This window comes from Pseudomonas sp. A0308 (assembly GCF_044218815.1).
Lineage (GTDB): Bacteria > Pseudomonadota > Gammaproteobacteria > Pseudomonadales > Pseudomonadaceae > Aquipseudomonas > Aquipseudomonas iridis.
In genome coordinates, this window is record NZ_CP162581.1 from 6,315,765 (window position 1) to 6,342,192 (window position 26,428).

The following is a 26,428-nucleotide window of genomic DNA, read 5'->3' on the forward strand; positions in this document are numbered from 1 at the left end:
GAGAATTCACATGAAGATCGTCATCGCCCCCGATTCGTTCAAGGACAGCCTGAGTGCCCAAGGCGTTGCCGAGGCCATTGCGCTGGGCCTGGCGCAAGTCTGGCCGCACGCCACGCTGGTCAAATGCCCGATGGCTGACGGTGGCGAAGGCACGGTCGAGTCGATTCTGGCGGCGTGCGAAGGCGAGTTGCGCCGCACTACTGTGCGTGGCCCGTTGGGCACGGCGGTTGATGCCGCGTGGGGGTGGTTGCCGCACAACCACACGGCAATCATTGAAATGGCCGAAGCCAGCGGTTTGCAATTGGTACCGCCGGGCAAGCGTGATGCATGCATCAGCAGCACGTTCGGCACCGGCGAACTGATTCGCGCCGCACTCGATGCCGGTGCGCAACGGGTGATCCTGGCGATTGGCGGCAGCGCCACCAACGATGGCGGGGCAGGGGCGATGCAGGCGTTGGGTGTGAAGTTGCTCGACGCGCAAGGCCAAATGCTGGTGCCGGGCGGATTGGCGTTGGCGCAATTGGCGCGTGTGGATTTGACTGAACTTGATCCTCGTCTGGCGCAGGTGCGGTTTGATATCGCAGCGGACGTCAACAATCCACTTTGCGGCCCGCACGGTGCCTCGGCGATCTTCGGCCCGCAGAAAGGGGCATCGCCAGCGCAGGTGCAACAACTGGATCAGGCCCTCGGTCATTTCGCGCAATTGTGCGCCGAGGTGCTGGGCAAGGACGTGCGCGATGAACCGGGCAGTGGCGCGGCGGGGGGCTTGGGTTTTGCGGCCAAGGCATTTCTCGGCGCGCAGTTTCAGGCCGGTGTGGAGGTGGTGGCCGAACTGGTCGGGCTGGCCGAAGCCGTCAAGGGCGCGGACCTGGTGATTACCGGCGAGGGGCGATTCGATGCACAGACGCTTCGCGGCAAAACCCCGTTCGGCGTGGCGCGGATTGCCAAGCACTATGCCGTGCCGGTGATCGTAATCGCCGGAACCCTGGGCGACGGTTATCAAGAACTCTATGGCCATGGCATCGATGCCGCTTTCGCCGTGACCAGTGGTCCGATGACGCTCGAACAGGCCTGCGCCGAAGCACCACGACTGCTGCGCGAACGGGCTACCGATATCGCCCGTGTGTGGCAACTGGCCGCAAAACCCTGAGACATTCGCACTGCAAGAGCTGCCGAAGGCTGCGATCTTTTTATTTTGAGGTTAAAAACCAAGAGCAAAAGATCGCAGCCTTCGGCAGCTCCTACATAATGCGCCGTCGACATGGGCGGTCGGGTGTTTCACTGCCGTTACACCCTGAAAAATAGTTCATCTCTACCCACATCCTTCCTCAAGTCTGGCCGATACAGCTAACAGGCGCGCACAACAAATCCCAAAACAGTGACGCCGCACTGAAGCCCGCCTCCACGGGCAGGTGATCACGGCATGGATGCTCGTAGTTTCTATCCTCCGAGAGTCCAACTATGTCTTTGCGTAACCTCAATATCGCGCCCCGTGCCTTCCTCGGTTTTGCCTTCATCGCCTTGCTGGTGATTGTGCTTGGCGTGTTCGCCGTCAATCGCATGTCGACCATTCGCCAGGCGTCAATCGACATGGACTCAACGCAGTTGCCCAGCGTGACGCAACTCAGCGTGGTGACGGAAAACGTGCTGCGCCTGCGGATTCTGTCGTTCCGCGTGCTGGTCAATCGCGAGCCCACCGGTTTGCAGGAGGCGCAGACTCGCATCAATGTGTTGGTGGACAAAGTGCGCAATGCTCAAGCCAGCTATGCCGCGCTGCCCGCAGGCACAGAAGAACGCGCGCTTTACCAGACATTCGTCACGACGCTGGACAACTACCTGCAAGCGCAGAGCCAGATGATGGAGCTGTCGCGTCAGGACAAACTCGACGAAATGCGCACCTTGATCAACACGCGCATCAAGGACGGCACCGACCAGATGGGCGAGCAGCTCAACAAGCTGATCGCAATGAATGCTGCCGGCGCCAAAGCCGCTTCGATCCAGGCGGGTAAGTATTACGACAGCGCCATCACCGGCATCATCATTGTCTCCGTCGTTGCTGCGCTGGCGACCGTGCTGCTGGCCTGGCTGCTGACCCGCAGTATCGTCACCCCACTGAACCGCGCCGTCGAAGCCGCGCGAACCATTGCTGGCGGCAACTTGAGCAAACGCATCGAAGTCGATGGCAAGGACGAACCGGCTCGCCTGCTCGAAGCCCTCGCAGCGATGCAAACCAACCTGCGCAAAACCATCGAACAGATCGCCGGGTCCGCGACGCAACTGGGTGCCGCTGCCGAAGAACTCAGCGCCGTGACCGAAGAAGCCTCACGTGGCCTGCAACAGCAGAACAATGAAATCGAACAGGCGGCCACCGCCGTCAACGAGATGACCGCCGCTGTCGAGGAAGTCGCGCGCAATGCCGTGTCGACCTCCGAAGCGTCGAACCAGTCGACTCACGCCGCCCGCGAAGGTCGCGATCAAGTGGTGAAAACTGTCGACGCGATCCAGACCATGACCCACGACGTGCAAAACACCTCGCACATGATCGAAGGCCTCGCCGCACAGGGTCGCGACATTGGCAAGGTGCTCGACGTGATCCGCGCTATCGCCGAACAGACCAACCTGCTGGCGCTCAACGCCGCCATCGAAGCAGCGCGTGCCGGTGAAGCCGGACGCGGTTTTGCGGTAGTGGCGGACGAAGTGCGCGCGCTGGCTCATCGCACCGCGCAGTCGACGCAAGAGATTGAAAAAATGGTCGCCGGTATCCAGAACGGCACCGGCGAAGCAGTTTCATCGATGCAACAAAGCAACCAGCGCACCCAGTCCACCCTGGAAATGGCTCGTGCCGCCGGCGTTGCGCTGGAGCAGATCACCCAGTCGATCCACCAGATCAACGAACGCAACCTGGTCATCGCCAGCGCTTCGGAAGAACAGGCGCAGGTGTCGCGCGAAGTTGACCGCAATCTGGTCAACATCCGCGACCTGGCCACGCAATCGGCCGCAGGCGCCGACCAGACCAGCGCCGCGACCCACGAACTGTCGCGCCTGGCAGTGGATTTGAACGCCATGGTGGCGCGGTTTGTGATTTGAGCGACTGATTCTGGGAGAAAAAAGGCGAAGCAGTAAGTGTGCTTCGCCTTTCGTAGTTACAAGGTATTCAGGTCAGTTTAACGTCGATGGATTGGCTTCTGGATACCGGACCTGTATTGCCGGCGCGATCCTTTAGCGTAAAAAAAACCGGCCAATTGCCGTTGCCTATGTTACGGACAACGCTCCCCTTCAACTCGATAGGTGTAACCGAGGTTGAGTTCAGGACCTGTGTACTTGAAACAGGCTCGTTGAAACGGCCGAGATAAAGCTCAATGGCATCTCCTGGGCGCTGACCGAAGTAGGGCGCAACTCCAATGACGACCTTGTCTTGGTTTTTTTCTAGATAGTCGGAGGTGAGGCCATCACGGATCACTTCTTCCGGAAGATCAGGCGGGGCGGCCGGACTACCAAAATTCGGGGCGGTCTTGTCTACTTCGAAAAAGGCAGGATCCGACTCCGAGTGGCTTCCAAGATACTCCAGTACAATGCGCACTTCGTAGATTCCTTCGGTAATAAAATAATCCGGGGGTATTACGCTGGGAATAGGAAATTGTATCGGCGTAGTCACTGACTGGATTGCCGCAGTTGCTAAAACGCTCCCTCTCAAACCGACTTTCGTATGCAGATCAACTCGCCGGCCTTGTGGAATGGGAGGGTCAATCAAGGCCTCCACGATTGTAATGTTGAGTGGGCGGTCCAACTGACTGATGGGCAAAAGATTAGCCTGTCCATCAGGAATGTCGGGGAGGGCTCCGTGGATGACTGGAGGTTTGAAGGATTGTGTTTCTTCAGCTGAAATTAACATGTGGTTATTCGCTCATAACGTACGCAATGGGAAGGGTTTTGCCTGTCAATTTAAGGGGGGAAACTTGCGCAGGGGCTACTGTCAGAGTTGACAGGTGTGGCCCTTCGTTAAAAGCATTACGATGAAGGTCTTTTTCAATTGAGTTAATTCTTTTTGACGCTGGCGCGTTTTGTGAATTGAGATAGGGTGAAGGCTGGACATTGCGCAATCAGGAGACGTGCATGCGCTATTCAGCCTTGACCCAACGAATCGCCGGCGAAGGCGCAGCGGCCTGGCAAATTCACGACCGGGCGCTGGAGTTGCGCGCTCAGGGTGTCGATATTTTATTGCTGAGCGTCGGGGATCCGGATTTCGATACGCCGCTGCCGATCATCCACGGCGCGATCGACAGTCTGCTGGCGGGCGATACTCACTATTCCGATGTGCGTGGCCGCTTGGCGCTGCGCAAGCTGATTGCCGAACGTCATCGGCGAAGCAGCGGCCAAGTGGTCGATGCCGACCATGTGATCGTCATGCCCGGGGCGCAATGCGCCGTGTATTCGGTGGCGCAATGCCTGCTTGATCCGGGTGACGAGGTGATCATTGCCGAACCGATGTACGTCACCTATGAAGCCGTTTTCGGTGCGTGTGGCGCGACGGTGGTGCCGGTGCCGGTTCGCCCGGAAAACGGCTTTCGCGTCGATCCCGCCGATGTCGCGGCGCGCATCACGGCGAAAACCCGCGCCATGCTGCTCAACAGTCCCAACAACCCATCCGGTGCGAGCCTGTCGTTACTGATCTGGCAGGAATTGGCCGCGCTGTGCGTGCGTCATGACTTGTGGCTGATCAGCGACGAGGTCTATAGCGAACTTCTCTACGAAGGCCAGCACATCAGTCCGGCGAGCCTGCCGGGCATGGCCGAACGCACGGCGACAATCAACAGTCTGTCGAAATCCCATGCCATGACCGGCTGGCGCGTCGGCTGGTCGATCGGGCCGAAATCGTTGGCCGGGCATCTGGTCAATCTGTCGTTGAGCATGCTTTTTGGTCTGCCGGATTTCGTGCAGAAAGCCGCGCAAGTCGCGCTGGAGACCGACCTGCCGGAAGTGACGCAGATGCGTGAGGAATATCGCCTGCGCCGCGACCTGGTCTGCGAGCGCTTGCACGGTTGTCCGGGGCTGCATCCGGTCCGCCCTGATGGCGGCATGTTCGTGATGGTCGATGTGCGCCAGACCGGACTCGGCGCGCAGGCATTTGCCGAGCGGTTGCTGGAAGGGTATGGCGTCTCGGTGCTGGCCGGTGAGGCATTCGGGCCCAGTGCCGCGGGGCATATTCGCATCGGGCTGGTGGTGGATCGGGTGCGGCTGGCGGATGCCTGTTCGCGGATTTCGCTGTGTGCGGCGCAGCTGTTACAGGCGCGCAGTGCCTGAACGTTTGGCATCAGATGTACTGGCCTCATCGCTGGCAAGCCAGCTCCCACAGTGGTTAGTGTCGTTCACAAATGTGATGAACACCGCATAACCTGTGGGAGCTGGCTTGCCAGCGATGGGGCCCATTCAGGCACCGAAGTTCTTAAGCCTGCCAAGCCGCTGAGTTCACCAGATTCAAAGGCTTTTCACCACCCAAAGCCGCCAACAAATTCTCCACCGCACACCGCGCCATTGCCTCGCGTGTCTCGTGCGTCGCCGAGCCCATATGCGGGGTTGCCACCACGTTATCCAGTAGCATCAACGGCGAATCCTGATTCAACGGCTCACGCTCGAACACGTCCAGACCTGCCGCACGAATCCGTTGATGGCGCAGTGCATCAACCATCGCTGCTTCGTCAACAACCTTACCCCGCGAGATGTTGATGAAGATGCTTTCCGGACGCATCAACGCAAATTGCCCGGCGCCGATCAACCCCTCGGTCTGCGCCGTCAGAGGCAGGGTCAGGCAGATGAAATCGGCCTGCTTGAGCAAATCTTCCAGGCTGCGGTACTGCGCATCAAAACGCGCCTCGACAGCCGGTTTACGCGACTGGCTGTGATAAATCACCGGCATGCCAAATCCGAAATGACCACGCTGCGCCAGCGCCTCGCCAATGCGGCCCATGCCGATGATCCCCAGCGTCTTTCCATGCACATCGGTGCCAAAATGCGCCGGGCCGAGGTTGCGCTGCCACTGACCGCTGCGCACCATGTTCGCCAGCTCGACCACGCGCCGGGCGGCGGCAAGGATCAGGGCGAAACCGGTGTCGGCGGTGGTTTCGGTCAGCACGTCCGGGGTGTTGGTCAGCAGAATCTTGCGGCGGGTCAGGTAATCGATGTCGTAGTTGTCGACGCCCACCGACACACTGGCAATGGCCTCCAGCTGTGGCGCCAGATCGAGCAATGTGGCGTCGAGTTTCAGGCTGGCGCCCAGCAAGCCATGGGCGCGGGGCAGGGCATCACGCAGTTGCATGAGGCCGTCGGCATCGAGGCTTTCGATCAGCGTCACATCAAACTGATCTTGCAGGCGCACCATGAGCGCGGGCGATAGTTTCTTGTACAGGACAACCTGTTTTTTCATGGCAAAGATCTCTTCAGGAGTGAGCCGGCACGGCAGGCGTGGCGACGGCTTTGGCCACGACGCGATCACTGGCGCCGGGCTTGAGGAAAATCGTCAGCACCACCGACAGCAGCAATGCACCGCTCATCAGCAGGTACGAAGAACCGGGCGAACCGGTCGAGCTGTTCAGGTAACCCACCAGGTACGAGCCGCCGAACGAACCGAGCGCGCCCATGCTGTTGATCAGCGCCATCGCGCCACCGGCGACGTTGGCCGGAAGAATCTCGGGCACGATCGCGAAGAACGGCCCGTAAGGTGCGTACATGCAGGCGCCAGCGATCACCAGCAGCGTGTACGACCACCAGAAATGTTCCGCACCGAGCGCGTAGGAACCGTAGAACGCAATGGAAGCAATCAACAGCGGCGGCCAGACGAAGCGTTTGCGTTTTTGCAGTTTGTCCGAGCCCCACGACACCACCAGCATACCGATCACTGCCGCCAGATACGGCAGCGATGACAGCCAGCCAGCCTCGATCATGTCCATTTGCGCGCCAGCCTTGAGGATCGACGGCAGCCACAATACAAAGCCGTAGACGCCGATGCTCCAGCAGAAAAACTGCAAGGCCAGAATGATCACCTTTGGTGAACGGAACGCCTCGGCGTAGTTCTTCACCGCTTTGATGCCGACCTGTTCGGCGGCCAAGGCGCTTTCCAGATCGTGTTTTTCCTGGTCGCTGAGCCACTTGGCCTGGGCCGGACGATCATCGGCCAGTTTCCACCAGATAAACGCCCAGAGCACCGCCGGCAAACCTTCAATGATAAACATCCAGCGCCAGCTGAAATGCTGCACCAGATAACCCGACACCACCGACATCCACAGCATGGTCACCGGGTTGCCGAGGATCAGAAAGGTGTTGGCCCGCGAGCGTTCGGCGCGGGTGAACCAGTGGCACAGATAAACCAGCATCGCCGGCATCACCGCCGCTTCGACCACGCCGAGCATGAAGCGGATGACGATCAGCCAATAGGCGTTGCTGACCACGCCGGTCAACGTCGCGAGCCCGCCCCAAAGGATCAGGCTGACGAAAATCAGTTTCTTCACGCTGTGTTTTTGCGCGTAGATCGCGCCGGGTACCTGGAAGAAAAAGTAGCCCAGGAAAAACAGTGCACCGAGCAATGAGGACAGGCCCGGCGTGATCATCAAGTCTTCGGCCATGCCGGACGCCGCAGCGAAACCGTAGTTGGCGCGATCGAGATACGCCAGGCTGTAAGTGATGAAAACGATGGGCATGATGTACCACCAGCGGCGGGCGGCGAGGGTTGCAGTTTTCATGGGTGTGACTCCTGAGCTTGTTGTTTTTGTCGCAGCAGGTTTGGTTAATCGGTTGACTGTCAGGTCCTCATCGCTGGCAAGCCAGCTCCCACAATGGTTTGTGGTGTTTCAAAAACAGTGGCAACACCACAGGACCCTGTGGGAGCTGGCTTGCCAGCGATGGGGTCCATGAATTCAACAGTGAGTTCAGCCCGGGTCGGCAACCCCTCCATATCCCCGCGACTCTGTACCGCCCGACTGCCAATCCAGTTCGCGCGCCGCACGGCCTCGGCAAAACTCTGGTGCTCCAGCAGGGCGCTGATCATGCCCACCGCAAACCCGTCACCCGCGCCAACCGTATCGACGACATGGGTCACCGGCACCCCTGCAACAAAGCCCTGATCCAGCTGCGTGCGGTAATAGGCACCCTGCGGCCCGAGCTTGATCGCCACCGCTTCGGCGCCCTGATCGAGATAAAACGCAGCGATATCTGCCGGGTCTTCAAACCCGGTGAGCAAACGCCCTTCGCTCAAGCCCGGCAGCACCCAATGGGCGAGGGCGGCGAGGCGGTTGATCTCGCCGATCATCTCGCGCTCGCTGGCCCACAGGCTCGGGCGCAGGTTGGGGTCGAACGACACGCTGCGCCCGGCATTGCGCATGCGCGTCATCAGTTCGAATGACATTTCCCGCGCCGTACCGGACAGCGCGGGAGGAATGCCGGTGGCGTGCAGATGCCGAGCGTTCAGCAGTTCGGGCGTGATCGATTGCGGCGACAGATGACTGGCCGCCGAGCCACGACGGAAGTACTCGACTTGCGGGTCGCTGCCATCGTCGCAACGGGACTTGAACTGAAACCCGGTTGGATGCGTTTTGCAGACTTCAACCTGGCTGCAATGCAGCCCCTCGCGCGCCAAGGTGTCGACGACAAAACGGCCGAGCGAATCATTGCCCACCCGACTCAGCCACGCGACGTTGAAACCCAGCCGCGAGAGGCCGATCGCCACGTTGCTGTCGGCGCCGGCAATGCGCTTGTGGAAGTGCTCGACCTTTGCCAGGTCCCCGCTTTGCTCGGCCACCAGCATCGCCATGGTTTCGCCGAACGACAGAATATCGATCTCAGACATGAGCTGGCTCCAGGCGGGATTGGCCGAGGCGGGCGAGGGTGGCGACGTGTTCGGTGGTCAACTCCACCAGGTCATCGCCCTGCAACGGATATTCGGCGGCGCGCATAACGCCTTGGTCCATGTGCCGCAGCAGTTGCTCCCACAGATGCAGGTCGCTGACGGCGGGCGGCACTGCTACCAACTTGCCGTCGGCGCGCCGGGCCACGGCTTTGCAATGCACATAGCCCACGTGCCGACCGAGCAGGCGAGCGGCGTTGGCAGCGGATTGGTCCTGCCACTGCCAATTGCCGATATCGAAGGTCATTTTGATCGGCAAGTTGTGCTGCTCAACAGCATTAAAGAAGCGTTGGAACGCCTCGATCCGCCCGCCGTGCAGCGTCTGGTCGTTTTCCACCAGCAGGTGCACCGGGCTGTTGCCGAGCAGTTGCTGCAAAACCGTCAGATCGCAATTGTCGGTGAAGTAGCCGAGGGAGACTTTCAGCCATTTCGAACCGAACGCCTCGGCGTGTTGCAGGGCCGTGATCAGTTCAGGATTGGGGCGCGCCTGGCCGGCCAGCCACAACTCGGTCGGCGAGGAATAGATGCTTTGCAGGCCCAGTGCCTGAGCGGCTGCGCTCAACTGTGCGGGGTTCTCGCGAGTCAGCAACTCTTCGCGCCACTCGATACGATCGGCCCCGGCAGCGGCCAGCACGTCGATAAAAAAGTCCTGCCCGCGTTGGCGCACTAGCTCGGCGCCGTAGCTGGACAGGCTGATGGAAACGGCAGGTTTATTCATTGTTGTTGACCTCTGAAACCGGTTTCATTTTTGTTCAAAAAAATATCAGTCAGTGCTGTGTTGCTTTCGAGCGCCTCATCGCTGGCAAGCCAGGACCCACAGGTTTAGTGAGCGACACGGACATAGTGGGAGCTGGCTTGCCAGCGATGAGGCCCGATCAATCACTGCAAAACCCCAGGGTGGAACCTCGTACGACCAACACCGGCGCAAAATCCACCACCCGCGCCGCCTCATCATCCCCACGCAAACGCTTGAGCAAACACTCGAATGCTCGTGCGCCAATCGCTTCCGTTGGCTGCGCAAGCGCAGTAATCCCGCTGCCCACCAGCGGATACCAATCCAGATCATCCAGGGCAATCAAGCCGATATCCTCGAACAGCCGCGAACCGATCTTGCGCAACGCATGAGTGGCGGCCAGCGCCGCCACGCCATTGGCACAAAACAGCGCTTTCGGGCCGAGATCAGGTTTGTGTAAAAAGGTTTGAAGATGCGTCGCGAGATCGTCGCCGGTTTCCACCACCGCCCCATTCAATCCAGAGCGCTGCTTTATCTGCGCCTGAAAACTGCTGACTCGTTCGATCCGCGAACTGGTGCCGTCATAGGGTTCAGTCACCAACAACACGTCGCGATAACCACGTTGTTCCAGGTGGGCGAGGGCCATTTCCACTGCCTGCGGATTGTTCAGCCCGATCATGTCGCTGTCGAGCCCGTCGACCTTGCGATCCACCAGCACCAGCGGCATCTCGCGGCGCAGTTCGTGCAACTCGTCGCGGTGATGGCCGAGGGTGTTCACGATCAGCCCTTCGATGTTGTACGAGCGCAATAGCGCCAGATGCTGGCGCTCCTGCTCGTCATCGCGGTCGGTGTTGCACACCACCAGGCTGTAGCCGTGCGCACGGCAGGCGGTTTCCACCCCGTGCATCACGGCAATTGAATAAGGGTTGCGGATATCGGCCACCAGCATGCCGATCAGGCGTGTGCGCCCGCGCTTGAGGCCACGGGCCATCTGGTTTGGGCGATAGCCGAGTTCATCGATAGCCTGTTCGATGCGCAAGGCGATTGCATCGGAAAGCAGGGCGCGGTCGTCGCCGATGAAACGCGAGACGCTGGCCTTGGATACGCCTGCGCGCTCGGCGACATCAAGCATGGTGACGCGGCTGCGCTGGGCGGCGGAGAAGTCGTTCACGGTCTGAAACCTTATTATTGGATTTATCAGGTTCAGTCGCTGGTGTAGCGCTGAAACCGGTTTCAGGAAACAACAGAATCCAATCGTCCGTCAAGTGAAGGATCGTCTGATAGTCGTCAGGTCCAGACGGGCGGCGCTGCAAAGCAGGCCGCCCTTGTACCCGTCAGCCGAATAAGCCTGCGGCGATGTTGATGGAGAATCCGAGAATTGCCGTGTTGAACACGAAACCGATCAACGACTGTGCGAGGACGATTTTGCGAATGTCCCGCGTCGCCACGCCGACGTCGGCAGTTTGCACCGCCACGCCGATGGTGAAAGAGAAGTAGAGGAAGTCCCAGTAGTTGGGCGTGGTCAGCCCTTCGGCGAAACGCAGTGCGGGTTCCTTACCGTCCCAGGTGTAAAACAGGCGTGCATAGTGCACAGAGAAAATCACCCCGATCAGCAGCCACGAACCAATCACCGTCAGGGCGGTGAAGCCGTAGTGCATCAGTTTGTGAGTGGTGTCCAGATCCTTGCTGCCGGCCAGTTCGAAGGTAATGGTAGCGAGGCTTGCCAGCGCGGCGATGCACACCACGAACAACACCAGGCCGGCATTTTCATCTTCGACTTCAGCGATGCGCCTCACGTCCGGGGCCTTGGAGCGCGCGGTCAGCCAGAGCATCAGGATCAGGTAAGTCCATACGCCGGCGTTCCAGCCGTAGAGGATTTTGCTGACGATGGAGTCGACGGGGGAAATCAGGCCCACGGCGAGGCCGAGCAGGGCAGCTGCGGAAAGGCGAGGGTGGGTGCGGGCGAGCAAGCGCATGGGGACTCACTTTGGTGGTCGATCCCTGCACCATAGCGCACGCCATGTGGCTTTTGTAGGAGCTGCCGAAGGCTGCGATCTTTTGATCTTGTGTTTTAAGAAAAAAATCAAAAGATCGCAGCCTTCGGCAGCTCCTACATGTTTACACGTGGGGTTTTGTGAATCGTTTTACGAGCTTCATGACGACGACGAAGAATACCGGAACGAAGATCACTGCCAACGTTGCGGTGATCATCCCGCCGATAACCCCTGTACCGATCGCTTGCTGGCTCGCCGAACTGGCGCCGGTGGCAATCGCCAGCGGAACCACGCCGAGGATGAAGGCCAGCGACGTCATCACGATCGGACGCAGGCGCAGGCGGGCGGCTTGCAACGTTGCATCGATCAGGTCGTGACCTTCGTCGTACAGGCTCTTGGCAAACTCGATGATCAGGATCGCATTCTTCGCCGACAGACCGATGATGGTGATCAACCCGACCTTGAAGAACACGTCGTTGGGCATTCCGCGCAGCGTCACTGCCAGCACCGCACCGAGTACCCCCAACGGCACCACCAGCAACACCGAGGTCGGAATCGACCAGCTCTCATACAGCGCCGCCAGACACAGGAACACGATCAGCAACGACAGGCCGAGCAGAATCGGTGCCTGACTGCCGGACAAGCGCTCTTGCAACGACAGGCCGGTCCATTCTTGCCCCAGACCCTTCGGCCCCTGTGCGACAAGACGTTCAATCTCGGCCATGGCCTCGCCGGTGCTGTGGCCGGGAGACGGTTCGCCGGAGATCGCAATCGCCGGATAACCGTTATAGCGGGTCAGTTGCGCCGGCCCTTGAATCCAGTTGGCCTGGACGAATGCCGACAGCGGAACCATTTTTCCGGCATTGTTGCGCACGTGCATTTTCAGCAGATCATCGACCTGACTGCGTTGATCGCCTTCAGCCTGCACCACCACGCGCTGCATACGTCCCTGATTGGGGAAATCATTGATATAGGCCGAGCCCACAGCAGTAGACAGCACGTTGCCGATGTCGGCGAACGACACCCCCAAGGCATTGGCCTGCTTGCGATCCACTTCGAGTTGCACTTGCGGCGCCTCGGCCAGTGCGCTTTCACGCACATTCATCAGGACCGGACTTTCCTCCGCGGCTGCCAGCAGTTCCGTGCGCGCTTGCATTAACGTTGCATGACCGAGGCCACCGCGATCCTGCAAACGGAACTCGAAACCGCTGGACGTGCCGAGACCGTCCACGGGCGGCGGCAGAACCGAGAACGCCATGGCGTCCTTGATCTGGCTCAGGGCGATGTTGGCGCGGTCGGCAATCGAACTGGCCGAATCTTCGCTGTCGCGTTGCGACCAATCCTTGAGTGTCGAGAACGCCAGTGCCGCGTTCTGTCCGCTACCGGAGAAGCTGAAACCGAGAATCACCACGCTGTCGCTGATACCAGGCTCACCGGCGTTATGCGCTTCAAGCTGTTCGGCCACTTGCACCGTGCGGTTCTTGGTTGCGCCGGGCGGCAGCTGGATATCGGTGATGGTGTAACCCTGATCCTCGACCGGCAGGAACGAGGAGGGCAGACGCATGAAGCAAATCCCCAGGCCCACCAGCAACACGCCATAAATCAGCAGGTATCGCCCGGTGCGTTTCAGCGCATAACCGACCCAGCCCTGATAACGCACGGTCAGTTGCTCGAAACGGCGGTTGAACCAACCGAAGAATCCGGACTTCTCGTGATGCTCGCCCTTGGCGATTGGCTTGAGCAGTGTCGCGCACAGCGCTGGCGTCAGCGTCAGGGCGAGGAATGCGGAGAACAGAATGGACGTCGCCATCGACAGCGAAAACTGCTGATAGATCACCCCGACCGAACCCTGCATGAACGCCATCGGGATGAATACCGCCACCAGCACCAGAGTGATGCCGATGATGGCACCGGTGATCTGCGTCATCGCTTTGCGCGTGGCCTCCTTAGGCGACAAGCCCTCGGTGGCCATGATCCGTTCGACGTTTTCCACCACGACAATGGCGTCGTCCACCAGAATGCCAATGGCCAATACCATACCGAACATGGTCAGCACGTTGATCGAGAAACCCAGCGCCAGCATGGTTGCAAACGTGCCCATCAGCGCCACTGGCACCACCAGTGTCGGAATCAGCGTGTAGCGCACGTTCTGCAGAAACAGGAACATCACCGCAAACACCAGCAGCATCGCCTCGCCGAGGGTGTAGATCACTTTGGTGATCGAGACTTTGACGAAGGGCGAAGTGTCGTACGGGATCTTGTATTCCACGCCGGCCGGGAAGTAGCGCGCCAGCTCATCCATCTTCGCCCGCACCAGCGTTGCGGTGCTCAGCGCGTTGGCTCCCGGCGACAATTGCACGCCGACAGCGGTGGACGGCTTGCCGTTGAGGCGTGTGCCGAACTGATAGTCCTGACTGCCGATCTCGACCCGCGCCACATCACCGATACGCACAGTGGATCCGTCCGGGTTGGCCTTGAGCACGATGTCGGCGAACTCCTGCGGCGTCGACAACTGGCCTTTGACCAAAATTGTTGCAGTGATTTCCTGTGTTGACGGGCCGGGCAAGTCACCGATGCTGCCTGCCGACACCTGAGCGTTCTGCGCCACAATGGCGGCGTTGACGTCAGCCGGGGTCAGGTTGAAACCGATGAGTTTTTGCGGGTCGATCCAGATACGCATGGCACGCTCGGCACCGTACAACTGAGCCTTGCCGACGCCGTCCAGACGCTTGATTTCGTTCATCACGTTGCGTGCCAGATAATCACTGAGCGCAACGTCATCGAGCTTGCCGTCGTTGGACGTCAGGCTGATCAGCAAGAGGAAACCCGAGGAGACTTTCTCCACCTGCAAACCCTGCTGGTTCACGGCTTGCGGCAAGCGCGACTCGACCACTTTCAGACGGTTTTGCACGTCGACCTGCGCCAGTTCCGGGTTGGTGCCCGGCTGGAAAGTCGCTTTGATCGTGGCGCTGCCCAGACTGCTCTGCGATTCGAAATAAAGCAGGTGATCCGCGCCGTTAAGCTCTTCCTCGATCAGGCTGACCACGCTTTCATCGACGGTTTGCGCCGAGGCGCCGGGGTACACGGCATAGATTTCGATCTGTGGCGGCGCGACGTCGGGGTATTGCGCCACCGGCAATTGCGGGATGGCCAGCGCACCGGCCAACAGGATGAACAAGGCGACCACCCAGGCAAATACGGGGCGATCGATAAAGAACTGCGGCATATAAAAGCGTCCTGCTTACTGACCAGAGGTCTGGGCAAGTGGAAGAGGGGTGTCGTCAATCTGCACCTTGTCACCGGGGCGGGCGTGTTGCAGGCCTTCAGTAACGATGCGGTCGCCGGGCTTGAGGCCACCGGTGACGATCCAGCGATTGTTTTGCACGGCGCCCAGTTGCACCGTTTGCTCGGCTACACGCATTTGCTCATCGACGGTCAACACTTGCGCGATGCCTGCGCTGTCACGTTGCACGGCGCGTTGCGGCACGGTGATGCCGTTCTGGATAGTCGCCTGCTGCAGGCGCACGCGAATGAAGCTTCCGGGCAGCAGGTCGAGATCGGGATTGGGGAACTCGCTGCGCAAAATGATCTGGCCGGTGCCCGGGTCGACGGTGATGTCGCTGAACAGTAGTTTGCCCGGCAACGGATACAGGCTGCCGTCATCCTGAATTAGAGTCGCTTTGACCTGATCCTGACCGACTTCCTGCAATTGTCCGGAGCGGAATGCCCTGCGCAGTTCGTTGAGTTCGCGGGTCGACTGGGTGAGGTCGGCGTAGATCGGATTGAGTTGCTGAATCAGCGCCAGTGGCGTGGTTTCGTTCTGCCCGACCAGCGCGCCTTCGGTGACCAGCGCGCGGCCGATACGACCGGAAATCGGCGCGGTGACAGTGGCGTAACCCAGGTTCAATCTGGCCCGCTCCACCGCAGCCTTGTTGCCGGCGACGTCAGCGGCCGTTTGCCGGGTATTGGCGCGGGCGTTGTCATAATCCTGAGCGCTGATGGCTTTGTCGTCGATCAACTGGGCGTAGCGTTGCTCCTGCAGCTTCGCCTGAAACGCATTGGCCTCGGCCTTGCGCAACGCCGCTTCGGCGCTGTCCAGGTCAGCCTTGAACGGCGCCGGGTCGATGCGGAACAGCACATCGCCTTTCTTCACGTCGCTGCCTTCGCGAAAGTTACGTTGCAGTACGACGCCGGGCACACGGGCACGGACTTCGGCAATCCGCGGTGCAGCGATCCGGCCGCTGAGTTCGCTGCTGATCGACAGTGGGCGCGCTTCGATGGTTTCGATGCGCACGGTTGCTGGCGGTGCCTGGTCTTCGGCCTTCGAAGAAGAGTCACAGGCGCTCAGCGTCAGCGCCACGGCGATCAGGCCGAGCCCGGCCAGCAGTTTGTTCGACATTTACCACCCCCAATATTGATGCCCGCATCCTACGGGCAGTTGGCGAGAGTAGCGGTGAAGCTTTGTAGGCGCTGTGTGAAATTGTGTAAGGGTTTTACTCAGGGACGGGTGAGGGCGTATATCCTTAAGCCATTGAAATTTATTGCGACATTTAAAGCATTCGCGAGCAGGCTCGCTCCTACACTTGGAATGCATTCACTTGTGGGAGCGAGCCTGCTCGCGAATGCGGTTGCTCGGTCGCCACAGCACTTTCTGGATCACCCATGCCCAATATCCTCCTGGTCGAAGACGACACCGCCCTCGCCGAACTGATTTCCAGCTACCTGGAACGCAACGGTTATTCCGTCAGCGTCATTGGTCGGGGTGACCATGTGCGTGAACGGGCGAGGGTCAATCCGCCGGACCTGGTTATCCTCGATCTGATGCTGCCGGGGCTCGACGGGCTGCAAGTCTGCCGTCTGCTGCGCGCCGATTCAGCGACGCTGCCGATCCTGATGCTCACCGCCCGTGATGACAGCCACGACCAAGTACTCGGCCTGGAAATGGGCGCCGACGACTACGTCACCAAACCCTGCGAGCCGCGGGTGTTGCTGGCGCGGGTGCGGACCCTGTTACGGCGCAGCAGTCTCGGAGAGCCGTTGACGGCCAACGACCGCATCATCATGGGTAATCTGTGTATCGACTTGTCCGAACGCACCGTGACCTGGCGCGATCAGCCGGTGGAACTGTCCAGCGGTGAGTACAACTTGCTGGTGCTGCTGGCCCGACACGCCGGCGAAGTGCTCAGCCGCGACCAGATTCTGCAACGCCTGCGCGGCATAGAGTTCAACGGCACCGACCGCTCGGTGGATGTGGCGATTTCCAAGTTGCGGCGCAAGTTCGATGACCACGCCGGTGAGGCGCGCAAGATCAAGACCGTGTGGGGCAAGGGTTATCTGTTCAGCCGTTCCGAGTGGGAATGCTGATCTGATGTTCCGCATCCTGTTCCGTCTGTATCTGGTGACGATTGTGTCGTACAGCGCCGCCATCTATCTGGTGCCAGACCTGGTGGTCATGGCCTTCCGGGATCGTTTCGTCACCTACAACCTGGATTATTCCCGTGGTCTGCAATCGCTGATCGCCAAGCAGTTCCGAGCGGTGCCGCAAGATCAATGGCCTGCGCTGGCGGCGTCGATGGACAAGGACTTCCAGCCTTTGAATATCGTGCTGGCGCCTATCGATGACGCTGAATTTACCGACATTGAGCGTGAACGGCTGCGGCGCGGCGAGAACGTGGTGCGCATCGGTGACTGGGGCTGGCGCACCCTCGCGGTAGCGCCGCTAAACGACAGCATGGCGGTGCAAATGATCGTGCCGCCGGATCCGATGGACGTCGATCTGCTGTACTGGAGCATCAACGTATTGATCGGCGCGACGCTCCTTGCCTGCCTGTTGATATGGTTGCGCCCGCACTGGCGCGATCTGGAGCGCCTCAAAAGCACTGCCGAACGCTTCGGTAAAGGCCATTTGAGCGAACGCACGAAAATCGCTTCAAGCTCCAACATCGGCGGCCTTGCGGTGGTGTTCGACACCATGGCCGGCGATATCGAAAACCTGCTTAATCAGCAGCGCGACCTCCTCAATGCGGTGTCCCACGAATTGCGTACGCCGTTGACGCGCCTGGATTTCGGCCTGGCACTGGCACTGTCCGACGACCTGCCAGCAGCAAGCCGCGAACGCTTGCAGGGATTGGTTGCGCACATTCGTGAGCTGGATGAGTTGGTGCTGGAACTGCTGTCCTACAGCCGCTTGCAAAATCCGGCGCACTCACCTGAACAGGTCGAAGTGTCGCTCGATGAGTTCATCGACAGCATCCTGGGCAGCGTCGACGAAGAGCTGGAGTCGCCGGAAATCGTCATCGACGTGCTGTTGCACGGCCAGCTCGAACGTTTTTCGCTCGACCCGCGGTTGACCGCCCGAGCGATTCAGAACCTGGTGCGCAACGCCATGCGCTACTGCGAGAAACGCATTCAGATTGGCGTACAGGTTAACGCTGAGGGTTGCGAAATCTGGGTGGATGACGACGGCATCGGTATTCCTGACGATGAGCGAGAGCGGATTTTCGAGCCGTTTTATCGACTGGATCGCAGCCGGGATCGGGCCACGGGCGGGTTTGGGTTGGGATTGGCAATCAGTCGCAGGGCCCTGGAAGCTCAAGGCGGGACGTTGACGGTCGAGTCTTCGCCTTTGGGTGGGGCGCGATTCCGTTTGTGGTTGCCGACAGCTGCCTGAAACTCAAGTCCCTGTAGGAGCTGTCGAGTAAAAGAGGCTGCGATCTTTTGATCTTGTTTTTTAAGGATCAAGATCAAAAGATCGCAGCGTGCCGCAGCTCCTACAGGGGGCGCGTTGTTCAGGTCAGCTCGGTCGATTGAATCAGTCCAACGCCAGCGCCCTGCATCCGGTCGATCGCCGCTGCCAGCGATCCATTAATGTCGATCGCCCGGCAAGCATCCAGCACTACAAACGCATTGAACCCCGCCGCCCGAGCGTCCAGCGCCGAGTACATTACGCAGAAATCCAGCGCCAGACCGACCATGTAAACCGTGTCTATGCCGCGCTCCTTCAGATAGCCGGACAGTCCCGTGGTCGTGCGACGGTCTGCCTCCAGAAACGCCGAATAACTGTCAATGTCAGGATTGCAGCCCTTGCGAATGATCAATTGGGCGTGCGGCAGGTCGAGTTCCGGGTGGAGCTCGGCGCCGGGTGTGGCTTGCACACAATGCTCGGGCCACAGGGTCTGCTCGCCGTAAGGCAACTGGATGACATCGTAGGGTTGGTGGCCGGGGTGACTGGAAGCGAACGACGCATGGCCGGCTGGATGCCAGTCCTGGGCAATAACGACCTGTTTGAACTGGCGCGCGAGGCGGTTGATCAACGGCACAATATGATCGCCTTCAGGCACCGGCAATTGGCCGCCGGGAATGAAGTCGTTCTGAACGTCGATCACCAGTAAAGCAGCACGAGACGAAATGGGCATCGGTGAATCATCCTCGGAAAATCACTCGCTCAGCATAGAGCAGTCTGGGTCATGCACTTATGCGGCTTTTCAACAATTTTGCCTTGTCTGCCAGTACCGCCGGGGCGTCATGGCCGATCAGCATCCAGGCATGCTCGCGCTCGGTCCAATACACCACATTCATACCATGCCGACTTTCATGCTCCAGCGGCCGGCTGCCGCTGTTCGAGCGGGTGACGCACAGCGCTAATGGCCGGTGCCTGGCATCCAGATAAACGATCTGCGCAATCGGCACACCGTCATATTCAAGCATCTGTGCGCGTTTGAATTCGGCGCCCGGCAGTTTCAACACGGCAGGCGAAAGACTCAGGCCCATTCGCGCATCGACCGTGCGCAACTGCGCGCGTTGTGTGGCTTCGTCGGCAGGCAAGTGGTCGAGCGTCTGCGGTCCATACAGCGCCATATAGTCGCCGACCAAGCCTCGCCACTCATGCGTTTGTTGCGCCTGCCAGCCGAGAAACAAGCGGTCGGCGAGTACGCCACCGGCGATCAATGTTGCGGCGGCAGCGCCGACAAACCAGCGCCGACTCAGTCCCGGGTTTTCTGGCGAAGGGATGGCATCGAGTCGTGCTTGCAGGCGATCGAGCGGTGCCTGTTGCGCCAGTTCATCGTAAGCGGCCCTGTACGGCAGGCTGCTGCGATTCAGCCACTGCACGCGCAGGTTCAGCAGCGGATCATCGGCGATGGCCGCGTCGAGTTGGCGGCGATAATCCTCGGCGACTTCGCCGTCCAGATACGCCACCAGTTGCTCATCCGAAGGTGCATTCATCAGCGATCCCCTTCGGTGGTTTTCGGGACCGCTTGCAGCGGCGGATACTCGGCGAGTTTCAGGCGGGCGGTGGCCAGACGACTCATCACCGTAGCGATCGGTACTTGCAGGATCTCGGCGACGTCGCGATACGACAGGCCCTCGACATAGGCCAGATACACCGTTTCGCGCTGGGTTTCGGGCAGCGCATCGACGCGGCGGATCACCTGCGCCGCCATGACGTGTGTTTGCGCCACGTATTCGCCGTCGAGCATCATTTGCCCATCGGTCTGTCCACCACCCTGACGCACACGACGGGCGCGTACTTCATTGAGCCAGGTCGAATGCAGAATGCTCAGCAACCAGAGATCTATGCGCGTCCCCGCGACGTATTGCGCAGCACGCTCCAGTGCACGCACACACGTTGTCTGCACGAGATCCTCGGCCACATGCCGATTGCGCGACAGCAGCAGACCGTAGCGCCACAGTCGTGCGAGGTGCTGTGCCAGTTCTGCTCTGAATGCCTGATCGCTGATGATGGACTCCGTTTATGGGTGTTCAGGTGCTTGATGAATCGATGTCAGTACGTTGGCACTCGGCAAAACGCCGCTGGTGAGCAGAGCGCATTTCTGGGTCTTGCTGTCCCAGACCTGGCCTTTTGGACACTCGGGTTTCTGCACGGGATTCTTTTCATCGCCACTGGCCATGACCATTGGGCTGGACAGGGCGGCGGCCAGTAGCCACGGGGCGGCGAACATAACGGATCGGATAGTCATGGGCAAGGCTCCACGAAGGGACATGTCTGTGTTTGAAAAGCACAGAGCGAAATTTTCTTCATTGCATAGACAGTGACTGTTCAGGGCGCAGGTAAATTCAAGGAATATGGCGTCTGGCAAAATCCACGGTGGGAACGAGCCTGCTCGCGAAGGCTCATTCAGCAGCAACAAGTCCTCCGGATCAGCTCGGTTGACGCGTAATGATCATGTTCTTCCGATCCCTCACCCCGCGAACTACCAGATAGAACAACGGCCCGATCGACACAAAAACCGCCGTCAGCAACAAATAAGGCACCACCGACCAAACCGTCTGCCCACGCGAGCGGGCATCCCTGACCATCCAGACCCCGGCCAGCGTTGCCAGCAGATACAGATCAATCACCACTTGCGCGGTATCTGGCCGCGACATCAGGCTGATGCCGAAATCGATCAACGACTGCTCGGCCTGGAGCATCACCGAAACGGTGTAGCCGGTAAATGCGAGCAAAGCCGTGAGGGGCAGGGCGATAGACATCATGCGTTCATTCCTTGAAGTGATGAGGAGAATCGCCAGCCTATCGTTTGTGCCGGAAATTGGCCATTGACTTGCCATTAGCGCTCGGGCTAATTTTCAGCTCATGACTTCCACTGTGTTGCGTTGCCAGCCAAGCATTATTACCGCCATTCCTCATTTGGCGGGCTAGCTCACGACTGCAGCACCCAACCCGCCCTAGAGGCGGGTTTTCATTTTCTGTCTCCCGGGTTTTAACCACGAACACCGACCCCTGCAGGAGCTGCGGCACGCTGCGAATTTTTGACTTTGGTTTATAGAATCAAGGACAAGATCAAAAGATCGCAGCCTTCGGCAGCTACAGGGTGGGGTGAGTCAGGAGACGATGATGAACGACCAGCAAGCCCTGCTTGAGCACTACGTAAAAAAGATCCTTGCCGCGCCGGTGTATGACATTGCTGTGCGCACGCCATTGCAGGCCGCGCCGGCATTGTCCGAAGCGCTCGGCAATCGCATCCTGCTGAAGCGCGAAGACCTGCAACCCACGTTCTCCTTCAAGATCCGCGGTGCCTACAACAAGTTGGTGCAACTGAGCGACGAGCAGAAGGCACGTGGCGTGATCACCGCGTCGGCCGGCAATCACGCGCAAGGCGTGGCACTGGCAGCGCGTGAACTGGGCATCGCGGCGACCATCGTCATGCCGTCGACCACGCCCGAACTCAAAGTACTGGGCGTGCGAAGTCGCGGTGCCGAAGCGCTGCTGCACGGCGAGAGCTTCCCGTTCGCCCTGGCCCACGCACTGCAAATGTCCGAGCAGTCAGGCCGCACCTTCGTTTCACCCTTCGATGACCCGGACGTCATCGCCGGACAAGGCACGGTTGCGATGGAAATCCTTCGTCAGCATCAAGGCGCACTGGACGCAATCTTCATCCCGGTGGGCGGTGGCGGTTTGATCGCCGGCATCGCGGCTTACGTCAAATACCTTCGCCCGGAAGTGCGCATCATCGGCGTCGAATCAGAGCATTCGGCGTGCCTGAAAGCTGCGCTGCACGCGGGGCAACGGGTGGTTTTACCCAGCGTAGGCACCTTCGCCGACGGCGTGGCCGTGGCGCAGATCGGAGAGTACGGGTTTGAAGTGTGTCGCTTTTGCGTAGATGAAGTCATCACCGTCAGCAACGACGAACTCTGCGCGGCGATCAAGAATATCTACGACGATACGCGCTCGATCACCGAGCCTTCCGGCGCGTTGGCGGTGGCGGGGATCAAGCAATACGTGAGGCGAAGTGGTGTGCGGGATCAGACCTTCGTGGCGATCGACTCAGGCGCCAACATCAATTTCGACAGCCTGCGCCACGTCGCCGAGCGCGCCGCGGCATGCGGCTTGCCGGCGTAATGGTGGTCAGGACAGCAGTGGGCGCAGGAAGCTGCGCTCGTAACTGATAATGAATTTCTTCTCGACCAGTGATTCCACCAGCGCGGTGCTCTCTGGGTCGGTCATCGCGATATGCCGGTAGCTTTCGTAATCCGCCAGCGACGGAAAACTGAACAGGCAGTAGGCGATATTGCTCGCACCCTCGGACGGCAAGAAGTAGCCGTGATGGGTGCCGCCCAGTCGCTCGACAATGCCGAGCCAGGCCTTGGCATACGCCTCAAACTCGGTCAATTGATAAGGGTCGATCACGTATCTGACGTGGCAGGTAATCACCGATGACGCTCCTTGCTCAGGTCATTCCTGAAGGGCAGTGCCGACTTTGTCCGAGGCGGACCAGATGCGATAACGCACTTCGACGTCCGACGGAGCGTAGACCACCACCGGCAGCTTGCTGTTGTAGCGCAGCATGAAGCCGTCGCCGACGACAGGTACGAACGCGCGTTTTTTCTGCGAGCCGGATGGGCAGGCCATCATCGTGCTCATCGGGCCGATCACTGTTTCCAGTCGGTAGAACGGGTAACCCCAGCCTTCGAGGTTCTTCTCGTCCAGCATCCCGCCGAGGCGTTGAAGATTGCAGTCCACTTCAAGGGTTTTGCCCGCGAGAATTTCGACCTGGAAATTCTCTTCCTTGTCCTGCTTGGGAAGATGAATGACCTGTCGGCTGAAGCCGGTCTCTGCCTTGGGATATGGCGCGACATCTTCCAGTTTGGCCGCTTGGGCGAGGCTGGACAGGCTGGCGATCATCAGGCCGACGGTCGCGTAAGCTTGGAAAGAACCCATAAAAGCCTCCTTGCAGGTGTAGTGTGGTTGAGCGCCATTCTTACTGTCACCGACGCTGAATGCAAACCGCCATCGACATGCAATTTGCAGTGCCTCAATAGGCGATTCATGCAATTTGCAACTGGCTCAATGCTGGCCCTGTTGGCAAGTGCTTGATTTCACTAGGGTCAAAACGATCTGATGAGAGGCATGCTTTATGCGTCTATTTGGTGCAGCGTACCGGGTTCGGACGCCTACACTCCAAGAGGCATTTCGCCGTATCACCGTTTGCTACACCCAAGGAGTCAGCGGGGACACACCCGCGCAGGGGCAGCAAAAACGGTCAACGTGAAGAGTTGATTGGCAGTCTCATCAATAAGGAGAGGTTCACCATGTTTCTTTCTGCCTTGGAACTACGCAACATCATTGAAAGCAGCTTTCTGCCTAAACGTTGCCAATGCACGCTGTCGCCGGACTTGTCGATGACCGTCAAGGTTTTTGGCGATCACAAGACCGATCAGGTCGATCTGCTCGTTAGTGACATCGATGCCAGCCACCTCAATGGCTGTCGTGAAATCAACGACCTGATCGCCGGGCTGCGTTCGGAACTTGCGCAAAAAGCATTGCCGCAGCAGTACAGTCCACGATCCAGAGCCATTTAACGCACCGTTTCACCCAGTTCTACCGTCACGCGCCGGGCCTGCAAAAATCCAAGGCCCAGCGCGAACTCGACCAGCACCGCGAGCAGAATCCCGGGGCCGGCATGGCCGTTCAGCCATTCAGCAAAACCCAGCACTGCCAAACCAAAACAACCTACGATAAACCCGTTGCTCAGCGCATTACGCCCAAGCGACGGCGGTGCCTTGCGCGCCAGATAAAACATCAGTCCCAGCGCCGCGAACAACACCGCACTGCGCCGCGCAACAAAACCCGCGACCCCGGAAGACTCGATGCTCCAGATCGCCAACAACATATCCGGCAAAAATCCCCAGACGATCGCCAGGAGAAAACACAACAAAGACGTGAAGCTCGACAACGTGCGAAACGACAACTGCATGGCGAATCCTTGCGGCAGTGAGGCGGGCCCCGAGCATAACCCCGGGAACCCTCCAAGCCTACTGCAACGCCACAAATCAGACTTTTCTGTCAGTTCTGATAACTGCACGCGTCAGACAATTTCCGGTAGCTGATTTCCTGAGGCTGCCCGTTGTTATTGATGTACTTCATGTTGGCAGTGATCACCTTGCAATCCATCGTTGGCGGCTCGGTGAGCGACACCACTTTCGCCACATGCAGCGGCATACCGTAATGATAGGGAACGGCGCTGGACGAGGTGGACGTGTCATTGGCCTGGGCCAGCCCGGCGAACGCGGTAGAGGCGAGGGCGGTGGTGAGCATTAACGTGCGAATGTTCATGGTGCGACTCCCGTACGACGGATGAGAGTTCGGCGCGATGCAGCCGAACCTGCCGCACTGGGCGCCAGCGAGAGGCTGAGGGCGTGCGGTTCAGTAGAGTTTTTGACCACGACGTTAAGCGATGGTTAACCGAGTTGAATGCCGGCTGTCAGGGAGCGGGGCGATTTCCGCGGGAGGGAGTGCGGATTCCTACAAGGACAGATGCCTTGTCTGCTTTCGGCAGCTGGAGTGGGGCGGGTATGGTTCGGTGTCGCTGCAAAATCAGCGATTCGGGTTTGGTCACCTGAGCACCACACCAATGCAGATGTGCCATCATTTGCCCTGCGGACATCTATGTCCTTGCAGAGCATTGTTATGGTGGTTGCGTGCAGGACGCCTTCGGGCGAGCTGAGTTTGGTGTTGTCTCGGTTGACCAAGCCTGCACGCGGCCGCCTCCACTGTTTGGTCACGGTATTGGCGGTTAAATTCGAAAACATCGAGTATTCAAAATGCCAATTATCAAACCGCTCCAAAACCGCTACCTCGCCCTCAACAGCAACGTTACCGAAAGCCCAACGCTGCTCATCGACACCGAAGCCAATCCCAAAGACATCCTCGAAGCCGCCGTCCAGCGCGTCCGCGCCTCGGCCGATCTGCTCGAAACCCTGCATTGCCTCTGTTTCAAACACGCCGATGTCGAGGACATTCCGCACATTACGCATGCGTTGTACCTGCTGGTTCAGGACGGCAATGATTTACTGCAGGTTGCGCAGCAGCAGATGTTGAACTGGAAAGCGCCGGCCTGACACTCAACAGCAATTTTTAACAGGGAGTCAGGCGGGGCTCCCCATCAAATCGCTTGAGCAAAGCAGAATAGCCAACGCCAGGTCCTCAGGGCGAGAACTCGCTTCTAATTAGCCCTTGTTTGGCGCTGGTTTCTTGCATATTCCACCAGATCGTTTGGGTACACCATGTGATCTATTTTGCTGTAGTGGTAATGGGCTTTAGTAAAACCCGTTGATGTTTGTTTACTGCCAATCTTTCCCTGTTAACGCAAGAACGATACCCGTGTTTCGCAGCATTCATGTGTGCTATTCAAGCGCGGAGACAGGCACCAGGCTCAAAAACAACCCCAATCCTTGCTGATACGTGTCTGAGTCCATCAAACCGCTGTGTCGAGGGATGTGATAGGCCTTGCCCTTACTGTCCAGTTTGGCGCAGGCAACGGAGTAGAAGTCGGGTGTTACCTTGAAGCGCACAATTTGCTCCCAGGCAAGCCCGCTTTTGGCGCCTTTGCCCTTTATTTTGATCAAGGTGAAACCACGGTCGTCGAACTCCAGGCGATAAGCGCCTTCAGCAGCCTTGAGCTTGGTTCGTAACGTTGATTCGATCAGGCGTCGATTTACGTTGTGAAAAGGCTTGCGAGGTTTCGCACGGTTATCGGCGATACGTTTGCGCAAACGGCTAAGCAGTCGACCGGAATAGATCCACCAACACACAACGAAAATCACTGTGAAGAGCACCATGGAGATGAGTTTCTCCGGGCTCAACTCGCGCGAGGGGAAATAGATGGCCGCCATGCCGCCGATCAGCCCCAACAAAAAAAATAGTGGTGCGAGCATGCGATCCTGTAAGCGAGCCACATAGCCTGACAACCGGGCCCGCAGTTGATCATCCTTGAGCATCTCCTGCCCAAGCAGTTTGGCGATTCTGCCCTGCGTATGTTCGGGGGTGATGGTGAATTGCAATTCCAT

Annotated in this window: 26 protein-coding genes and 1 pseudogene; 8 read left to right on the forward strand and 19 right to left on the reverse strand. The window is 59.1% G+C overall.

Translation table 11 applies throughout. From position 1 onward, the window contains the following. Positions 1-10: 10 nt before the first annotated feature. Entirely contained in the window at positions 11-1,150 is a 1,140-nt protein-coding gene (locus tag AB4P92_RS29290; RefSeq protein WP_395598628.1) for a glycerate kinase, read from the forward strand. Between the two features lie 311 nt (positions 1,151-1,461). Then, on the forward strand, positions 1,462-3,087 hold the full coding sequence (locus AB4P92_RS29295; RefSeq protein WP_395598629.1) for a methyl-accepting chemotaxis protein: 1,626 nt from the start codon (positions 1,462-1,464) through the stop codon (positions 3,085-3,087). A 67-nt stretch (positions 3,088-3,154) separates the two neighbouring features. Here AB4P92_RS29295 and AB4P92_RS29300 read toward each other — a convergent pair whose 3' ends face one another. After that, on the reverse strand, positions 3,155-3,892 hold the full coding sequence (locus AB4P92_RS29300; protein WP_261735789.1) for a hypothetical protein: 738 nt from the start codon (positions 3,890-3,892) through the stop codon (positions 3,155-3,157). Positions 3,893-4,113: 221 nt separating this feature from the next. On the opposite strand from AB4P92_RS29300, the gene AB4P92_RS29305 reads away from it, so the two are divergent. Next, complete coding sequence (locus AB4P92_RS29305) at positions 4,114-5,301, forward strand: pyridoxal phosphate-dependent aminotransferase (protein ID WP_395598630.1); 1,188 nt, start codon at positions 4,114-4,116, stop codon at positions 5,299-5,301. A gap of 142 nt (positions 5,302-5,443) precedes the next feature. Here AB4P92_RS29305 and AB4P92_RS29310 read toward each other — a convergent pair whose 3' ends face one another. From AB4P92_RS29310 to AB4P92_RS29345, 8 genes are all read right to left on the reverse strand, one after another. Continuing rightward, positions 5,444-6,421: a 2-hydroxyacid dehydrogenase gene (locus tag AB4P92_RS29310; protein WP_395598631.1), complete on the reverse strand. Its 978-nt coding sequence runs from the start codon at positions 6,419-6,421 to the stop codon at positions 5,444-5,446. Positions 6,422-6,434: 13 nt separating this feature from the next. Next, complete coding sequence (locus tag AB4P92_RS29315; protein ID WP_042559329.1) at positions 6,435-7,733, reverse strand: MFS transporter; 1,299 nt, start codon at positions 7,731-7,733, stop codon at positions 6,435-6,437. A gap of 59 nt (positions 7,734-7,792) precedes the next feature. Then, complete coding sequence (locus tag AB4P92_RS29320; protein ID WP_395598632.1) at positions 7,793-8,836, reverse strand: sugar kinase; 1,044 nt, start codon at positions 8,834-8,836, stop codon at positions 7,793-7,795. Beyond that, positions 8,829-9,611 (reverse strand): AP endonuclease, encoded by a 783-nt coding sequence (locus tag AB4P92_RS29325; RefSeq protein ID WP_200615204.1) that lies wholly within the window; start codon positions 9,609-9,611, stop codon positions 8,829-8,831. Before AB4P92_RS29325 ends, AB4P92_RS29320 begins: the two co-directional genes overlap by 8 nt. 157 nt (positions 9,612-9,768) lie before the next feature. After that, entirely contained in the window at positions 9,769-10,797 is a 1,029-nt protein-coding gene (locus tag AB4P92_RS29330; RefSeq protein ID WP_395598633.1) for a LacI family DNA-binding transcriptional regulator, read from the reverse strand. Positions 10,798-10,960: 163 nt separating this feature from the next. Beyond that, on the reverse strand, positions 10,961-11,602 hold the full coding sequence (locus tag AB4P92_RS29335) for a DUF1345 domain-containing protein (protein ID WP_042559322.1): 642 nt from the start codon (positions 11,600-11,602) through the stop codon (positions 10,961-10,963). A gap of 142 nt (positions 11,603-11,744) precedes the next feature. After that, positions 11,745-14,846 (reverse strand): efflux RND transporter permease subunit, encoded by a 3,102-nt coding sequence (locus AB4P92_RS29340; RefSeq protein ID WP_115146911.1) that lies wholly within the window; start codon positions 14,844-14,846, stop codon positions 11,745-11,747. A 15-nt stretch (positions 14,847-14,861) separates the two neighbouring features. Continuing rightward, a complete protein-coding gene (locus AB4P92_RS29345; RefSeq protein ID WP_395598634.1) occupies positions 14,862-16,019 on the reverse strand; it encodes an efflux RND transporter periplasmic adaptor subunit in 1,158 nt (385 codons plus the stop codon). Positions 16,020-16,282: 263 nt separating this feature from the next. Between AB4P92_RS29345 and AB4P92_RS29350 the strand changes: the two genes are divergently transcribed. Together AB4P92_RS29350 and AB4P92_RS29355 are read left to right on the forward strand one after the other, a co-directional pair. Further along, the gene (locus tag AB4P92_RS29350) at positions 16,283-16,984 is read left to right on the forward strand and encodes a response regulator (protein ID WP_395598635.1); all 702 of its coding nucleotides are present in this window, start codon (positions 16,283-16,285) and stop codon (positions 16,982-16,984) included. Positions 16,985-16,988: 4 nt separating this feature from the next. Then, complete coding sequence (locus AB4P92_RS29355; protein WP_261735795.1) at positions 16,989-18,290, forward strand: ATP-binding protein; 1,302 nt, start codon at positions 16,989-16,991, stop codon at positions 18,288-18,290. Positions 18,291-18,408: 118 nt separating this feature from the next. Here AB4P92_RS29355 and pncA read toward each other — a convergent pair whose 3' ends face one another. The 5 genes from pncA to AB4P92_RS29380 all read right to left on the reverse strand — a co-directional run bounded on the left by pncA (position 18,409) and on the right by AB4P92_RS29380 (position 21,115). Continuing rightward, complete coding sequence (gene pncA / locus AB4P92_RS29360) at positions 18,409-19,035, reverse strand: bifunctional nicotinamidase/pyrazinamidase (protein ID WP_395598636.1); 627 nt, start codon at positions 19,033-19,035, stop codon at positions 18,409-18,411. Positions 19,036-19,084: 49 nt separating this feature from the next. Then, on the reverse strand, positions 19,085-19,843 hold the full coding sequence (locus tag AB4P92_RS29365; RefSeq protein ID WP_395598637.1) for an anti-sigma factor family protein: 759 nt from the start codon (positions 19,841-19,843) through the stop codon (positions 19,085-19,087). Further along, the gene (locus AB4P92_RS29370; RefSeq protein ID WP_390896370.1) at positions 19,843-20,361 is read right to left on the reverse strand and encodes a sigma-70 family RNA polymerase sigma factor; all 519 of its coding nucleotides are present in this window, start codon (positions 20,359-20,361) and stop codon (positions 19,843-19,845) included. Before AB4P92_RS29370 ends, AB4P92_RS29365 begins: the two co-directional genes overlap by 1 nt. Positions 20,362-20,370: 9 nt before the next feature. Beyond that, entirely contained in the window at positions 20,371-20,598 is a 228-nt protein-coding gene (locus AB4P92_RS29375) for a hypothetical protein (RefSeq protein ID WP_395598638.1), read from the reverse strand. Between the two features lie 181 nt (positions 20,599-20,779). Continuing rightward, positions 20,780-21,115, reverse strand: a complete 336-nt coding sequence (locus tag AB4P92_RS29380; protein WP_395598639.1) for a DUF2834 domain-containing protein — start codon at positions 21,113-21,115, stop codon at positions 20,780-20,782. Positions 21,116-21,473: 358 nt separating this feature from the next. Here AB4P92_RS29380 and ilvA point away from each other — a divergent pair. Beyond that, positions 21,474-22,457: pseudogene (ilvA, locus tag AB4P92_RS29385) on the forward strand (threonine ammonia-lyase, biosynthetic); the annotation flags it as partial. 30 nt (positions 22,458-22,487) lie between these two features. Here ilvA and AB4P92_RS29390 read toward each other — a convergent pair. Next, positions 22,488-22,793: an NIPSNAP family protein gene (locus AB4P92_RS29390; protein ID WP_042559313.1), complete on the reverse strand. Its 306-nt coding sequence runs from the start codon at positions 22,791-22,793 to the stop codon at positions 22,488-22,490. Positions 22,794-22,814: 21 nt separating this feature from the next. After that, positions 22,815-23,300, reverse strand: a complete 486-nt coding sequence (gene eco / locus AB4P92_RS29395) for a serine protease inhibitor ecotin (protein ID WP_395598640.1) — start codon at positions 23,298-23,300, stop codon at positions 22,815-22,817. Between the two features lie 371 nt (positions 23,301-23,671). Here eco and AB4P92_RS29400 point away from each other — a divergent pair, with 371 nt between their 5' ends. Then, on the forward strand, positions 23,672-23,941 hold the full coding sequence (locus AB4P92_RS29400; protein ID WP_042559311.1) for a DUF1652 domain-containing protein: 270 nt from the start codon (positions 23,672-23,674) through the stop codon (positions 23,939-23,941). On the opposite strand, the gene AB4P92_RS29405 is transcribed toward AB4P92_RS29400, so the two are convergent. After that, entirely contained in the window at positions 23,938-24,336 is a 399-nt protein-coding gene (locus tag AB4P92_RS29405) for a hypothetical protein (RefSeq protein WP_261735800.1), read from the reverse strand. The genes AB4P92_RS29400 and AB4P92_RS29405 overlap by 4 nt on opposite strands. An 89-nt stretch (positions 24,337-24,425) precedes the next feature. Continuing rightward, on the reverse strand, positions 24,426-24,695 hold the full coding sequence (locus AB4P92_RS29410; RefSeq protein WP_395598641.1) for a DUF2790 domain-containing protein: 270 nt from the start codon (positions 24,693-24,695) through the stop codon (positions 24,426-24,428). A 488-nt stretch (positions 24,696-25,183) separates the two neighbouring features. Here AB4P92_RS29410 and AB4P92_RS29415 point away from each other — a divergent pair, with 488 nt between their 5' ends. Continuing rightward, complete coding sequence (locus tag AB4P92_RS29415) at positions 25,184-25,480, forward strand: hypothetical protein (RefSeq protein WP_042559308.1); 297 nt, start codon at positions 25,184-25,186, stop codon at positions 25,478-25,480. A 285-nt stretch (positions 25,481-25,765) separates the two neighbouring features. On the opposite strand, the gene AB4P92_RS29420 is transcribed toward AB4P92_RS29415, so the two are convergent. After that, on the reverse strand, positions 25,766-26,428 hold the full coding sequence (locus AB4P92_RS29420) for a hypothetical protein (protein WP_395598642.1): 663 nt from the start codon (positions 26,426-26,428) through the stop codon (positions 25,766-25,768).